The sequence below is a fragment of the Thainema salinarum CENA647 genome, assembly GCF_057732415.1.
In genome coordinates, this window is record NZ_JBYJZJ010000022.1 from 2,292,786 (window position 1) to 2,307,956 (window position 15,171).

General features: G+C 48.3%; 12 protein-coding genes. 8 read left to right on the plus strand and 4 right to left on the minus strand.

What is annotated here, in order from left to right:
• Positions 1-111: 111 nt before the first annotated feature.
• On the plus strand, positions 112-387 hold the full coding sequence (locus tag AC286M_RS17005; protein WP_488205518.1) for a hypothetical protein: 276 nt from the start codon (positions 112-114) through the stop codon (positions 385-387).
• A gap of 98 nt (positions 388-485) precedes the next feature.
• On the opposite strand, the gene AC286M_RS17010 is transcribed toward AC286M_RS17005, so the two are convergent.
• Positions 486-1,526, minus strand: coding sequence for a hypothetical protein (locus AC286M_RS17010; RefSeq protein WP_488205519.1), 1,041 nt, complete (start codon positions 1,524-1,526; stop codon positions 486-488).
• 278 nt (positions 1,527-1,804) lie between these two features.
• Here AC286M_RS17010 and AC286M_RS17015 point away from each other — a divergent pair, with 278 nt between their 5' ends.
• Positions 1,805-3,643, plus strand: coding sequence for a ShlB/FhaC/HecB family hemolysin secretion/activation protein (locus AC286M_RS17015; RefSeq protein WP_488205520.1), 1,839 nt, complete (start codon positions 1,805-1,807; stop codon positions 3,641-3,643).
• Between the two features lie 20 nt (positions 3,644-3,663).
• Here the strand turns inward: AC286M_RS17015 and AC286M_RS17020 are convergent, their stop codons facing one another.
• Positions 3,664-4,167 (minus strand): redoxin domain-containing protein, encoded by a 504-nt coding sequence (locus AC286M_RS17020; RefSeq protein WP_488205521.1) that lies wholly within the window; start codon positions 4,165-4,167, stop codon positions 3,664-3,666.
• A gap of 518 nt (positions 4,168-4,685) precedes the next feature.
• On the opposite strand from AC286M_RS17020, the gene speA reads away from it, so the two are divergent.
• From speA to AC286M_RS17035, 3 genes are all read left to right on the plus strand, one after another.
• Entirely contained in the window at positions 4,686-6,671 is a 1,986-nt protein-coding gene (gene speA, locus AC286M_RS17025; RefSeq protein ID WP_488205522.1) for a biosynthetic arginine decarboxylase, read from the plus strand.
• Positions 6,672-7,086: 415 nt separating this feature from the next.
• Positions 7,087-7,596 (plus strand): inorganic diphosphatase, encoded by a 510-nt coding sequence (locus tag AC286M_RS17030; protein ID WP_488205523.1) that lies wholly within the window; start codon positions 7,087-7,089, stop codon positions 7,594-7,596.
• A 595-nt stretch (positions 7,597-8,191) separates the two neighbouring features.
• The gene (locus tag AC286M_RS17035) at positions 8,192-9,121 is read left to right on the plus strand and encodes an MBL fold metallo-hydrolase (RefSeq protein ID WP_488205524.1); all 930 of its coding nucleotides are present in this window, start codon (positions 8,192-8,194) and stop codon (positions 9,119-9,121) included.
• A gap of 32 nt (positions 9,122-9,153) precedes the next feature.
• Here the strand turns inward: AC286M_RS17035 and AC286M_RS17040 are convergent, their stop codons facing one another.
• Both AC286M_RS17040 and AC286M_RS17045 read right to left on the minus strand, forming a co-directional pair.
• The gene (locus AC286M_RS17040; RefSeq protein WP_488205525.1) at positions 9,154-9,828 is read right to left on the minus strand and encodes an energy-coupling factor ABC transporter ATP-binding protein; all 675 of its coding nucleotides are present in this window, start codon (positions 9,826-9,828) and stop codon (positions 9,154-9,156) included.
• A gap of 78 nt (positions 9,829-9,906) precedes the next feature.
• A complete protein-coding gene (locus AC286M_RS17045) occupies positions 9,907-10,179 on the minus strand; it encodes a UPF0367 protein family (protein WP_488205526.1) in 273 nt (90 codons plus the stop codon).
• 637 nt (positions 10,180-10,816) lie between these two features.
• Between AC286M_RS17045 and psbD the strand changes: the two genes are divergently transcribed.
• From psbD to AC286M_RS17060, 3 genes are all read left to right on the plus strand, one after another.
• On the plus strand, positions 10,817-11,875 hold the full coding sequence (gene psbD, locus AC286M_RS17050; RefSeq protein WP_488205527.1) for a photosystem II reaction center subunit D2: 1,059 nt from the start codon (positions 10,817-10,819) through the stop codon (positions 11,873-11,875).
• A gap of 707 nt (positions 11,876-12,582) precedes the next feature.
• Entirely contained in the window at positions 12,583-12,864 is a 282-nt protein-coding gene (locus AC286M_RS17055; RefSeq protein WP_488205528.1) for a 4a-hydroxytetrahydrobiopterin dehydratase, read from the plus strand.
• 350 nt (positions 12,865-13,214) lie between these two features.
• Positions 13,215-14,942: an iron uptake porin gene (locus tag AC286M_RS17060; protein ID WP_488205529.1), complete on the plus strand. Its 1,728-nt coding sequence runs from the start codon at positions 13,215-13,217 to the stop codon at positions 14,940-14,942.
• The last annotated feature ends 229 nt before the right edge of the window (positions 14,943-15,171 follow it).

Consider the following 15,171-nt stretch of genomic DNA (forward strand, 5'->3'; position numbering starts at 1 on the left):
AATAGCAGTGAAAAGGTTAATCTAAAGTGTATAGTTTGACGCATTTTCAGCGCTTCATTTACAGCCACCCACCATCACTTACGCACAGTCACTTACATATAGTTACTCAAGATGTCTGATGTAACCGATCCCTTCAGACGAGCCAACGCTATTCTGAGACAGCACAGCTACCGACGCTGGCAGCGATTGCAGAGTAAGCAACAGATTTTGCGATCGCAAGTTGGCTTTAGTAATAGTACCCCCAGCCGCCCAGCCGCTTGCCGAGGCTGTGCCAATTATCATGGTATTGCTTACGGAACTAGCCGTGATCGGCGCAGCATCCTCGTTTGTGGCATGCACCCTTTTGGCTGGCAACAAGACAGCAATTGTCCGGATTGGCGGCAATAGCGTACTAGCCTCAACGACCTGCTTGAGCTTAGTATTCCCACATTTCTCATAGACTGATATTTTCCATAGCTGAAACAATATAAATCATGTGGCTTGGTTTATGACTCTGCTGGGCTAAGTTGGCGATGGATTGCAGCAAAGGTTTCAGCCGCTGTAATGGCGCTTGCGGTCGCAAATCCTTTGAGCGTTTTAGTTATCGGCTGCTGTGTCTGAGGATCAAATTCAGTCAGCTTGATCTCAATGGGTGCAATATCTAGATCCGGTGCAATGGAGTTAATCACTAGTGAAAGGATCTGAGTTTGGTTATTCTGGCGCGATCGCACAGAAAAAATGGTCTGGTCAAATCGAGCATCGGCGACAAACCGCTCATCATCATGACTTGTACCGCTTGTATCACTTGTACTGCGACTGTCTAGATTGCTATCGACATCTTGATCGACATTGTTATCGGTATAGTGGCGGTCTGTGCGGTCACCAGCCACAAATTCAGACGATGCTCCACCGTTTAGCACATCACAATCAAACGTTGCGATGCAGGCTTTGGCTGGAAGATTCAAGCCGTGTTTGGCTAGCTGTCGTGAAATTGCCAGTACCGTATGAGCGTGGTCTTCATCATTTTGGCGCTCATGCAGGCTTAAAATAGCGATTTGGTTGACGTAGTTGTCGTTGAGTTCCTGCAGATCCTGCATCTGCTGATTGAGCAGCTTGATCTCCACCTCAGCCTGCGATCGCATACTTTCATTAGCTTGCAGCTTTTGCTTCAGTTGCTTAATCATCTGAGTTGCCTGCGTCAATGCTGCTTCTACCTGTTTGAGCCGCTGCCGCAATTCCGGGCCTTCCAGTTGATCGGTTAGCTCGGTGATGCGCCGCTCCAAACGGGCAATGACTTGATTTTGCTTGGTAATTAACTGCTGGTAGATCGCCGCAGAATTAGATTCAGAGGAGCTGGATTCTACATCTTGCTGCAATCGCTGTTCAAATACTGCTCGCTTGGCCAATTCTGCGTCTAAAATTGCCATTAACCGCAGTCGCTTTTGGCCTAATGTTAGAGAACAGGGTCGTTTAGTTATTTGCTGGGCTGCCGTCTGAGCTGTCGTATTAAAGTCAGTATTTGCAATGATTTCAGCATCAGGAGTCATGTCACTATGGGAGTATGGCGTCATTCTTTCCTAGAATGGCCTAAGTTCAGCAGTTGGCGCTATGGGCAAGCTGCGATCGCAACGTATCGCAACTTTAGCTTGATGTTTGCTGAATTCGGCGGTATTTTAAGCTTTGACCAAATAATAAGAGTTAGATTGTGGCTCAAATTAACGGTCTCTTTCACGGACTTTTATCAGCACCAATTATCAACACCAAACGCTTGTCTCCCATGAATAATTGCCGCACGTGGGCATTCGCATCGCTTGTCTTAGGGGCTTTGGTTCTGCCTTCTCCACAGGCCAGTACGCTTCATCCACCGTCAGCCTCATCTTCAAGTGCCGAACTTCAGTTGCTCGACCAATATCGCTCATGGGGACGCTGGTTCATACTGACGCCCGCCGCCCAAGCCCAAACTCCACCCATTGATCGCGTTCCGCCAGAAGAGACCCTTCCCCCTCCGATTGAACCCGCCATTACCCCACCCCCTATTGATCGAGCTCCAATTCCTGAGCAAGTTACACCGACTCCGACGCCTGAGCCATTACCACCTCCGTCTGATCTGATCGAACCATCCGATGTTTTGCCAGACTCCACTGAACCTGGACTTGAAATCCCGGATCAAATTCAGGTGAGTCAATTTGAGGTGATTGGTAGCACCGTCTACGATGAAGACGAACTCCAGGATATTACTCAGCCCTATACAGGACGACCGATTACCTTTACTGAACTGTTGGAAGTCCGCTCGGCAATTACCCAGCGCTACATTGATGACGGTTATATCACCTCTGGCGCGTTTATTCCGGCTGGTCAGGTGATTGATGACGGAGTAGTGACCATTCAGGTGATTGAAGGCGAGTTGGCGGAAATCAACGTCGAAGGACTGAACCATCTACAGCCTAGCTACGTGCGTAGCCGCATTAGACTGGCGGCAGGCAGCCCGCTAAATGTAAATGACTTGCTAGAGGGCTTACAGCTCCTCCAGCTTGACCCACTGATTGAAAACCTATCAGTTGAGTTAGCAGCAGGCACCCGCACCGGGGAAAGTATCCTCAACGTGCAGGTAACGCCAGCCTCAACGTTTGATGTGATCGGCACGCTAGATAACGGGCGCTCGCCCAGCGTTGGCAGTTTCCGACAGCGGTTTCAGGTACGGGAAGCTAACGTGTTTGGCATTGGTGACGGGTTTGGTGCGAGCTATAGTCGCACCAACGGCAGCAGCACCTGGGATTTTGACTACACGGTGCCATTCAACCCGCGCAACGGCACCGTTGGCATCCTCTACAGTGCAACCAATAGCGAAGTCATCGACGAAAATTTTGATGTCCTCAATATTGAATCCGAGTCTGAAACCTGGGAACTGTCGGTGCGGCAGCCACTTTATCAAACGCCTAGTGAAGAATTTGCCTTGGGCTTAATCTTCTCCAATCGGTTTTCGAAAACCACGTTTCAGCCCGATGGCACTGACGAAGAACTGGCGTTTCCCATCGCTGGGTCAAATGAGGAGGGGGAAACGCGGCTGTCTGCCTTGCGGTTTACACAGGAATGGACAAGGCGAGGTTCCGCTCAGGTTTTAGCCCTGCGATCGCAGTTTAGCCTGGGGACAGACTGGTTTGATGCCAGCGTCAGCGATGATGGTGAACCGGATAGCCGCTTTTTTGCGTGGCAAGGACAAGCTCAGTGGGTGAGGCTGTTGAGAGAAGATACCCTGCTGCTGTCTCGGATCAACACTCAGCTAGCAACCGACTCACTGCTATCGCTTGAACAGTTTGGCGTTGGTGGACAAGGCAGCGTGCGGGGCTATCGGCAAGATCAGCTATTAGTCGATAACGGCGTTTTTGCGTCGGTTGAACTGCGCTATCCGATTGCGCGAATTCCGGAATGGGACAGCTTGATTCAAGTTGCTCCCTTTGTCGATTACGGCATCGGCTGGAATAATGGCGATCGCGATGATCCAAGTCCCAATGAGCTGTGGTCAGTTGGGCTAGGTATTCTGTGGCAATTCAGCGATCGGCTGTCCATGCGGCTCGACTGGGGAATTCCGCTCACCGATATTAATTCGGAAGGCGATTCGCTCCAGGAGAACGGCTTTTTATTCACGGTCACTGGCAGACTGTAAATTAGTTGCGAATCAGTTGATTAACTCTTCGTGAGGAGCTGTGCGATCGCACTTTTCAACGCACTCAGCCAGGTTACGGTTTCATCCGTTTCTTTACCTGCCTCAAGCGTGCTGCTGAATCGAAGAATCCCGTCTTGGTCAATCAAGTGGATCTGGGAAGCAGGTTCAATACCAAAACCTTCAGCAACTTCATGGGTGGCATCATGCAGATAGGGAAAATCGAACTGATGTTCCGAGGCAAACGCTTTCATGTGATTCAGTTCAAGTTGAGCTGAAATATAGGTATTGGAGTGAATGCCAACCAGGGCAATTCCCTGCTGACGCAGATCCTGCTGCACTTGATTGAGCCATTCCAACTGCGATCGCACTAGCGGACAGTGACAGTCAATAAACACCACGCAAACGGCTCGAAATCGCTCCAGATAGCGAGCCAAATGGTGTACCGAGTTGTCAATTCCCGGCAGCTCAAAATCGGGGGCATAGCGGCTTGGACTGGAGGTGGGGGTAGAGATGGCGACTTTCATGAATCTAGAGGGTAGAAACCTATATTGCTCCATCAGCGTATCAATTTCACCCTGGCTTCACCGCCGTGAATACCACAGGTACGCTGTTAACTCTTGATATTTAAGCACCCGAAATTACGGAGAAAGTTGTGACGGAAAATGGTGCGATTTCATTCTTCTTCTTAGCCGTGACGAAAGTAGGCGCAGAGGAACTTTATCTGTAATTAATCCACTACTCTCCCACCCTCCTACTCTCCCACGCTACCAACCCCTACACTGATCAATCGCACTCGCCCATCACGCATCATCAAACAGATACGATAGACTGCGTCTGGATATTTATATCTTGTATCGTGCAAACCAAGAACGCTTCTGGGTTTTAGTGCAAGATGTGAGAAGACCTAGATCTTGCACCAAAATCTAAAAAGGTTATTTTGCTGCCACATCGCGGCGGCAAAATAACCTCTCCGGGTTCTCAACGGGCAAGGTGCAAGATGTGACAAGACAAACGTGAGACGCAAGTAGAGGGCATGTGATCGATGAATCCAAGGTCAGTCATGGAATCGGGCAGCACAGAGAATCAGGCAAATGGACAGCGGGCAGCCCAGCAGGTCAACCATAAACCGTCAGAACAGCGAGCTTGGACAATTGAAGACAGTGAGGCTCTCTATCGAATTAAAGGCTGGGGTGAACCGTACTTTTCGATCAACTCGACGGGTCATGTCATCGTCACGCCACAAGGCGATCGGGGTGGTTCGATTGATCTGTTTGATTTAGTGGAAGCCCTGAAGCAGCGCAACTTGTCGCTGCCGTTACTGATTCGCTTTTCGGATATCTTGGAAGACCGGATTGAGCGCCTGAATGCCTGCTTCTCAAAAGCGATCGCACGTTACGACTATGACGGTATTTATCGGGGCGTCTTTCCGGTCAAGTGTAACCAGCAGCGCCATTTGGTGGAAGATTTTGTTCGATTTGGTCGTCCGCACCAGTTTGGTCTAGAAGCAGGTTCCAAACCCGAACTGATGATTGCGCTGGCGACACTGACCGAGCCGGGTAGCCTGCTGATTTGCAATGGCTACAAGGATCAGGAGTATATCGAAACTGCCATGCTGGCCCAGCGGCTGGGTCATCTCTCAATCATCGTGATTGAGCAGATGGAAGAGGTGGAGCTGGTGCTGAAAGCCAGTCAAAAGCTCAATATTCGTCCCGTCGTCGGTGTCCGAGCCAAGCTTAGCTCCAAGGGAACTGGACAGTGGAGTACCTCGGTCGGCGATCGGGCTAAATTTGGCCTGACGATTGCCGAAATGCTGCAAGCGGTCGAAATGCTGCAAGCGGCAGATATGATGGACAGTCTGCAACTGCTGCATTTTCATATTGGCTCACAAACCTCGTCGATCAGCGTGATTAAAGACGCGCTGCGAGAAGCCTGCCAAATTTATGTTGAATTGGCCCAGTTGGGAGCCAACATGCAGTATCTCGATGTCGGCGGCGGCTTGGGCGTGGATTATGACGGCTCGAAAACCAACTTTCGAGCCTCCAAAAACTACAGTATGCAGAACTACGCCAATGATGTAGTCATCGAGGTGAAAGAAGTCTGTGCTGAGCGTAACTTACCTGTACCAACCCTGATTAGCGAAAGCGGACGTGCGATCGCATCTCACCAATCCGTTTTAGTGTTCGATGTGCTGAGTGCCAGTGAGGTGTCCTATCAACCGAACCCGCTGGAGGGTGGTGAACACCTGATCATTCGCAACCTGCACGAAACCTATCACCTGATCAACAGCGACAACTATCAGGAAACCTTCCACGACGCCGTTCAGTTCAAAGATGAGGCCACCAGCCTATTTAATTTCGGCTACCTGCGGCTAGCGGAACGGGCGCGAGCAGAGCGGCTCTACTGGGCCTGCTGCGAAAAGATTTTGAACATTGTGCGCCAGCAGGATTACGTGCCGGACGAGCTGCAAGAGCTAGAGCAGGAAATGGCCTCGATTTATTACATCAACCTGTCCGTTTTTCAATCGGCTCCCGATAGCTGGGCGATCGATCAGCTTTTCCCGATCATGCCGATTCATCGGCTGGACGAGGAACCGACTCGTCGCGCCACGCTGGCCGATTTAACCTGCGATAGCGACGGCAAAATCGATCAGTTTATCGATCTGCGCGACGTGAAACCTGTGCTTGAGCTGCATCCGCTGAAACCCGATGAGCCGTACTATCTGGGCTTATTTCTAGGTGGTGCCTATCAGGAAATCATGGGCAACTTGCACAACCTGTTCGGCGATACCAATACCGTTCATATTCAGCTCACGCCCAAGGGCTACAAAATTGAGCACGTGGTGCGCGGCGACACCATTAAAGAAGTGCTGGGCTATGTGCAGTACAACACCGATGATCTGATCGAAAGCATTCGCTTGCAAACCGAGCGGGCGCTGCAAGATAAGCAAATCACCCTCAAAGAATCGCAACTGCTGCTCCAGCACTACGAAGACAACCTCAGCCGCTATACCTATCTAACCGATAAATAGCTGCATAGATTGGGTCTCGTAAGTTTGGTAGGGGCAAATGGCTATTTGCCCTCCATAACGTTAACGGTTGCAGATAGGCTGTGTAGCGTGTAGGTTGGGTTGAGCAATGCGAAACCCGACGATTTAAGGGATTGCTGGGTCTCACAAGCTCTCTACCAACCTACAAAAAATAGATTGAACGTATCCCTAATCCGGAGTTATCGACAACAGAATGGCTAGGGGTTCACCATCTTCTCCTACAATGCTATTCGGGGAGAGGACTTAGCCCCCATACTCAATCTGCAAGCAACTCCTCATTAATGACACCAATTTAGGGCTGGTGGGCACTGCCCACCCTACGGTGTTAGGAGTCTTTTGGGTCAGATTTAGTATGACTTAACCTATTGTTTTTGGATTTATCGCAGAGAGGATTGTTGTGGACTTATCGCGAATTCCTGCCCAGCCAGAACCCGGCGTACTGAACGTGCTGATCGAAATTCCGGGCGGCAGCAAAAACAAGTACGAATTTGATAAAGACATGGGAGCTTTTATCTTAGATCGCGTACTGTTTTCGTCGGTTGCCTATCCCTATGACTATGGCTTTGTCCCCAATACGCTGGCCGATGATGGCGATCCGCTCGACGGTATGGTGATCATGGATCAGCCGACCTTTCCCGGCTGCGTGATTGCGGCTCGTCCGATTGGCATGCTGGAAATGATTGACGGTGGCGATCGCGATGAGAAGCTGCTGTGCGTTCCCACCGAAGATCCGCGCTTTAAAGATGTCAAATCACTAAATGATATCGCTCAGCATCGGCTGGATGAAATCGCTGAATTCTTTAAAACCTACAAAAACCTTGAGAAGAAAGTAACCGAAATTTTGGGCTGGAAAGGCCTTGATGCCGTACAGCCTCTAATTGACGAGTGCATCAAAGCAGTCAAGTAAGTAGTACGAATTTAGATTAGAAGAGGCCGTTTGCCACGTGTTTTGATGGTAGACGGCCTTTTTGTCATCTAGGAAAGCATGCCAGCGAATATGCTTCACAAAAAATTTAAAGTTTGAACTATGTCACTATTTGGATCTCAATAACCGTCCAAGTCAGCAACTGCCTAAAATCTGACGGCACTAGGTGGAAAGGTATTGCCGGGTACAGAGTCAGAAATGCTAGTATCAGTTGAGTTGCGCGATCGCAGATTAACCCCGATTATTTTTAATTCTTCTAATTCACTATGATTTGACCGGGAATCGCATCTTGTCCCGTGTAGTTAGAAATTAAAGGTTTTCTTCAGGAACAAATGACAAGTTCCGGTAAAAAGTCCGAGTTAAGGGTGCAACGAATAATAACTCCAGGCTTAGTCTGGGTACTATGACTAATATCAAGTCCAGTGGAAACCCCAGGATCATTTCGTGAAAGGTCTGCGGTATCAGTTTTTCATGAAATAATCGGTTTCCTGTATGCGGACTTGAATGAATTGATGTACGATTTGTCAGCTTCAGCATGAACGGTAGTGCTGACGTGTTTCACTAGGCTTAATCTAACATGGCAGGATCGGACTCCCTTACAGCATTACAATCATCGTCGCTAGCGAATAATTCAACTACTCCCTTTACAGTTCAGTTTTGGGGCGTGCGCGGCAGTATTCCAACCCCCGGTGTTGAAACAGTCCGGTACGGCGGTAACACGGCCTGTGTTGAAGTACTTGTAGGCGGGCATAGGCTGATTTTTGATGGTGGAACAGGGCTACGGGTTTTAGGAAAGCACTTGCTCAATCAACCTCAGCCAGTCGAGGCCCACATCTTTTTTACCCATACCCATTGGGATCGGATTCAGGGTTTCCCCTTTTTTATCCCTGCTTTTATTGAAGGCAACCGATTTTCAATCTATGGTGCCACCGCACCCAATGGAGCTTCGATTAAGCAGCGGCTGACCGATCAGATGCTGCGCCCTAATTTTCCGACGCCGCTGCAAATGATGCGATCGCACCTATCGTTCTGCAATATTTCACCTGGAAGCGTCCTGTCGATTGGTGATGTGATGATTGAGACTATTTCGCTCAATCGCCCGAACAGCGCTTTAGGCTATCGAATAACCTGGGGTGATCATTCGCTGGTTTATGCCACCGATACCAATCATGCTGCCGAAGACGTAGATCAAAATCTGCTGTATTTGGCACAAACTGCAGATGTTTTAATCTACGATGGCACCTACGCCGATCACGCCTACTACGATTTGAATCTGACCCAGACTGTTAGCGATTCGGTTTGGCAGTCAGCCATCACATTGGCAAAAACCGCTGAAGTTAGCAAGTTAGTCCTGTTTTATCATGATCCTTATCAACATGATGATCAGCTAGATCAGATCGAAATGAACATTCAGGCCAGCCTACCCAATGCCGTGATGGCGCGAGAAGGCATGATCCTAAAAGTAAATCATCCCCAACCTCAACAGATTCGTTCCTCGTCCCTTTAATCTTCAACTTAATTGTCAACTAGCTCTTGAACTCAGCTCTTGAGCAATCGCTGCTTTAGCCGCTGCGGATCACCATGATCAACAACTTTCCCTTTTTCTAGCAGATAGGCTTGATCACAATAATCGAGTTCATCTAGGCGATGCGTGACCCACAGTGCCGTTAGATTACGCTCTTTGACCAGTTCACGAACGCGAGCGACCAAATCTAATTGACTGTCCGGATCGAGCAGTGCCGTTGGTTCATCGAGCAAAAGCACCTGACAATGACGTGCGATCGCACCTGCGATCGCAACCCGCTGCTTTTGTCCACCGCTGAGGGCATAAATCGGGCGGCGCTTCAAAAACGCCAAGTTGACAGCATCCAGCGACTCATCCACCCGCTGCTGAATTTCAAGAAACGAAAGCTTCTCTTCGACCAGTCCAAATGCGACATCAGCACCCACCGTAGGCATCACCAGTTGATGATCTGGATTTTGAAAGACAAATCCAACTGGCCCATCAACCTGTACTTCACCTGCCGTGGTCGAGAGCAAACCAGCTAAGAGTCTCAGCAAAGTTGACTTACCGCTTCCGTTGCTACCCAGTAACATGCAAAATTGCCCCTTGGGCACCTCCAAGGAGCACGCATGCAATACCTCATTGCCATTGCTCCAGCGAAATGTCAGATTGCGGATGGCAATAGCAGGAGGAGATATCGCATTACTCATAACGTTGATTCACAGCAGTCTTCGTTAGTCTTCGTTAGTCTTCGTTGTCCAACAGGTTATTTAGCATTTAGAGCTGGTCTATTCAGAAGCCAGCGCGAAGAAGCCGGGTGGGCGACCAGATGATGCTGCCGTACCGGACTTCTCAGACATTTGCACTGCTGAGATTTGGCTAACTAGGATGCAAACTTTTTTGTCTTTTTGGCGATCGCACGTTAGTTCAACAACAGTCGGATCACCTGACTTGAGAGCTGCCATGATTTCACCGTAAACGGCTTCAGCCCCTTCAACCGTTTCCCGCTGTATGGATAGCGTAACGGGTGTATTCTTCAGCGTGATGTCGATAATAACCATAAAAACAGTCGCGTCAGTACGAATAATGATGATGAGTTTGGGGTTGGAATTTGGCTGGTTTTGCTCAAAATGAGTAAAAACTATGCCCTAACTACATTAGCGCGTTCATTAACGCATTGGGGAGTTGACCCGACACCTAAATCTAATAACGGAGCGACAGCTTATAAGCAATAGCTTGCAGATGTGAGATCGCACCTCACCACAACTTGTTTTTCCATCTGGCAACCAGAAAAATGAGAAAACCAGGTTCAATTCTTAAATTCAATGGGTCAGGAACTGGTTTTTCAGACAAGATTGCAGCTTAACTCAGGCATGATTAATCCCGAATTTTGTTGGCGCAGAAATATTTATGTGGACAAAGGCGAATCAATGTGTATCGGTATTTATACTCATCCAGCCTATCGATAGAGACATATCAGAATCCTTTGCAACCATTGGCGTATAGCCCTTTCGAGATAAATGTGGTGAAAAACCTAAAAAAGGGATGAAAAATCCTTGCTCTATTCATATAATTCAATATAGTAAAGAAAAGTAAACTTCTACTCATCTTTCGCGACATCATAATAATTAGGGTTAAGCGCGTTTGCTGAGTTCGAAGAGAACTCATTTGTAAACATAATTTTTGGAGAATCCCGTTATGACCATAGCAATGGGACGGGCGCAGGCCAATCGAGGATGGTTCGACGTCCTCGATGACTGGCTCAAGCGCGACCGATTCGTCTTTATTGGTTGGTCTGGTCTTTTGCTATTCCCCTGCGCCTACATGGCGATTGGTGGATGGCTGACCGGCACCACCTTCGTTACCTCCTGGTATACCCACGGTCTAGCCTCTTCCTACCTGGAAGGCTGTAACTTCTTGACCGTCGCGGTATCCACACCCGCTGACAGCATGGGACACTCCCTGCTGTTCCTGTGGGGGCCTGAAGCTCAAGGTGACTTCGTACGCTGGTGTCAAATCGGCGGCTTGTGGAGCTTTGTAGCGCTGCACGGTGCCTTCGGTTTGATTGGCTTCATGCTGCGACAGTTCGAGATTGCTCGACTGGTGGGCGTACGTCCGTACAACGCGATCGCATTTTCTGCGCCGATTGCCGTTTTCGTATCCGTTTTCTTGATGTACCCCTTGGGCCAATCGAGCTGGTTCTTTGCACCGAGCTTCGGTGTGGCGGCCATCTTCCGCTTCCTGCTGTTCCTACAGGGCTTCCACAACTGGACATTGAACCCCTTCCACATGATGGGAGTAGCTGGTGTCCTGGGCGGCGCACTGCTGTGTGCAATTCACGGTGCGACGGTTGAGAACACGTTGTTTGAAGATGGCGACTCGTCGAACACCTTCCGAGCGTTCAACCCGACCCAGTCGGAAGAGACCTACTCGATGGTGACCGCGAACCGATTCTGGTCGCAGATTTTCGGTATTGCCTTCTCCAACAAGCGCTGGCTGCACTTCTTCATGCTGTTTGTGCCCGTGACGGGTCTGTGGATGAGTGCGGTTGGCATTGTAGGTCTAGCATTGAACCTGCGGGCCTATGACTTCATCAGTCAGGAAGTTCGAGCTGCGGAAGACCCTGAGTTTGAGACCTTCTACACCAAGAACATCCTGCTGAACGAGGGTATCCGTGCCTGGATGGCCCCGCAAGACCAACCCCACGAAAGCTTTGTATTCCCTGAGGAAGTACTACCTCGCGGTAATGCGCTGTAAGCATCAGTGGGTAACGCTACAGTCCTAAACGCTAGAAACTCTAAACGTTAAAGGACTTTAAATAGAGGGGGTGTGATCCGGCAGATCACACCCCCTTTTCAGATTTCACACCCCAGTTTGCTGTCGATATCGCGATGCCGAGCCTGCGTCTCTACGTAAACGTCTCCTCTGCTCCCTTGCTCTCTTTCTCCCAATCTTTAACTTTGCTGCGAAAGGTAATGCGAGACGATGTTTCCCACTTTTCCCCGAGGAATAAATTTGTATTTCCCCCGTTTCCAATTTAGGTGTGCTATCGTACCGATAAGCCTGTAAACAGATAATGTTGTTCGAACAACAACCGTTAAGAATTAAGGAGGTGATGCCCATGCAAGATAGTAGTAAACGCAAGGGTCATCAGGTTGAATTGAGCCGGCTGTGTGCCGGGGCTGTTCTCTAGGAAGTAACAACGATTTCCTCTTCGGAGCGAGTTCTGAGTTTAATCTAGAGTTCCTTCCGGCAGTCTGGTCAACCTGTTGATCCGCTACACCGCTCCCATCCAACGAAGAGTTTGCTTTTGTAAGCTTTTCCCCGGATGGGAGCGGATAGTCTTTTAAAGGGCTTTTTTTCTTGTTCTACTCTTCTGTCAGCCTATAGATGATAGTAGGTGGAACTCAACCTCTATTGTCGCTAGAGTAAGTGAAGACGCAAATTCTTGAGGTCTATCAAATATGGCTAACTTACTGTCTCAAGCAGAAGTGACAAATAAGCTCGGTAAATTAGACGGTTGGACTCAAGAGGGGCAAACGATTCAAACAACGAAGACGTTTGATGGTTTCGTAGATGCGATCGCATTTGTCAACAAGCTGGTTGAGCCAGCCGAAACCGCAGGACATCATCCCGATCTCTCAATTTCCTACAACAAAGTAACGATTACGCTGACATCACATGATGCAGGTGGCTTGACTGAAGCTGATTTCGCCATAGCTCAAACCATCTCTAGCCTGACTTAACGGCAACCTCACCACTTGGCTCTTCACTTAGGCAATCTGCGTCATCCCATTACTTAGACCGTCTAGGATTGCCTGAGATTCATAAATGTGATGGTTTATCACCGCAAAATCTTTATGTTCAAAGGGTACTCGTTTCCAAGTGCTTCTGCTAAGATGAATTCGGAGTGTGAAGTTATGCTGTATCCGTCAAGCATCTTAAACTTAGTAATACGGCTCGAACCATAGAATCGTATTTGTAAAGTTAAGCTCTTGATTAACGAAACAGCGTGTTGAGATAGGGAGCGGCAAAGCCGCCACGTCAATGTTCGATTGTGTAACCTAGTCTCTTTAGAAACAGGTGTGAGGATAATATGTCAAAAGTAATTTGGAAGTCATTGCTGGCCAGCCCAGTTTTGTTGGGAGCAGCGCTAGCATTTTCTGGATCTGCTGTTGCACAGGAAGCTACTGTAGATAGCTCTGTCAGCGTTACCTCTCTTGAGCAGATTAATGAATATAGTGCAGAGGGAAGCAACAGTGTTGCTCAGGTGACCTCTGTATCACAGCTTTCCGACGTTCAGCCTACTGACTGGGCATTCCAGGCTCTCCAGTCACTAGTTGAGCGTTATGGTTGTATCGCAGGTTATCCCGATGGAACCTATCGCGGTAACCGGGCTATGACTCGTTATGAGTTTGCCGCTGGTTTGAACGCATGTCTGGATCGCATTCTTGAAATTACCGGTCTGGGTGGAGTAACTGAAGAAGATCTTGCAACCATTCGTCAGTTGCAAGACCAGTTTGCTGCTGACTTAGCTGTCATCCGTGGCCGCGTTGATTCTTTGGAGTCTCGTGTTCTTGAGTTGGAAGCTAACCAGTTCTCCACTACCACAAAACTACAGGGCGAAGTTATCTTCAACGTTTATGGTGGTGGGCAAGATGAAGATTTTGTAGGGTTGCTTCCAGCAGAAGATGTTGGAACCGCTCTTTTCGGTTTGGGTGACGAAAATAACTTTGATGCGACCTTCGTTCCATCTAATGTTCCTGTTGATGTCGCTAATGAGGAAGAGGTTGCATTCGGCTATCGGGTTCGCTTGAACTTAATAACTAGCTTTACTGGTAATGACGAGTTAAAAACTCGTTTACAAGCTCGTGATCAACGCGCGCTTTTTAGTGACCCTACAGGGTTCTCGTTTGGAACCGGAGAAAGCAGTGATATTGTTCTTGATGATTTATTCTACAGCTTTGGTTTAGGAAGCCGAACATCAGTTATAGTCGGTGCAAACAGCCTAGGTGTAGATGATTTAGTAAGATCAACGATTAGCCCACTTGATGATTCTGGTAATGGTGGTTTAAACGACTTCAGCGGCCCAATTCAGTATGATTTGTTTGACTACGGCGATGTAGGGGCTGGGGCAAGCATTTTCTTGACTCGATCTGAAGATGAGGATGGCCCTGCTCTCAGTTTAGATTTGGGTTACACTGCTGGAGAAGGGACTGATCCAAGCGAAGGAGCTGGTTTGTTTAATGGCGATTACAGCGCTGTTGGGCAGCTTACGTACACGTCTCGTTCCATTGACGGTGCTCTGACTTATGTGCATAGTTACTCTGGCAATAGTTTAATTCCTGGAATTGACGATCCTTCTGGGTTGGTCTTTGATGGAGTGTATACCTCTAACGGTGGCTTGACTCCTCTGGCAGCACCGCGTGGAACTGTTGGCAACACTTTCGCAGGTCAAGTCAACTTTAAGCTTGGTTCTGTTGAAATTGGTGGTGGTCTAAGCTTCACTGATGCTATTCTGCTTGAAACTGGTAGCTTTGACGTTTGGTCGTGGAATGCAACCCTAGCATTTAGAGACCTTGGTGGAGAAGGCAACTTGTTAGGAATTTATGGTGGTCAATTGCCAAGCTTCGGTCCTGGTCTAAGCTTTATTGATGGTATCAACAGCTTGGATCAGCAATACTTAGTGGAAGCGTTCTATAATTACCAGCTAACCGATAACATCTCAATCACCCCTGGTGTTATTTGGGTAATCAATCCGTTCTATTCTTCAGAAAATGAAGATACTGTTATTGGTTCTTTGCGAACAACATTCACATTCTAAAGTTTACTGATCTCTAAGTGTGAGATTAGCTAAACGTTTAAAGCAGCCTTGCTATGACAAGGCTGCTTTTTTGTTGCAAATTTTGGCAAAGTCTTATGATAATCCTGCAATCCCCAGTGGGGAACCGGGATATACTAATGTCTAACATCTAATCCGTTGACGAGAACTAGCTTATTTTGTGCAATGCAGGTGGTGTATGAATTGCACAAAATAAGCTAGTTCCTAAACT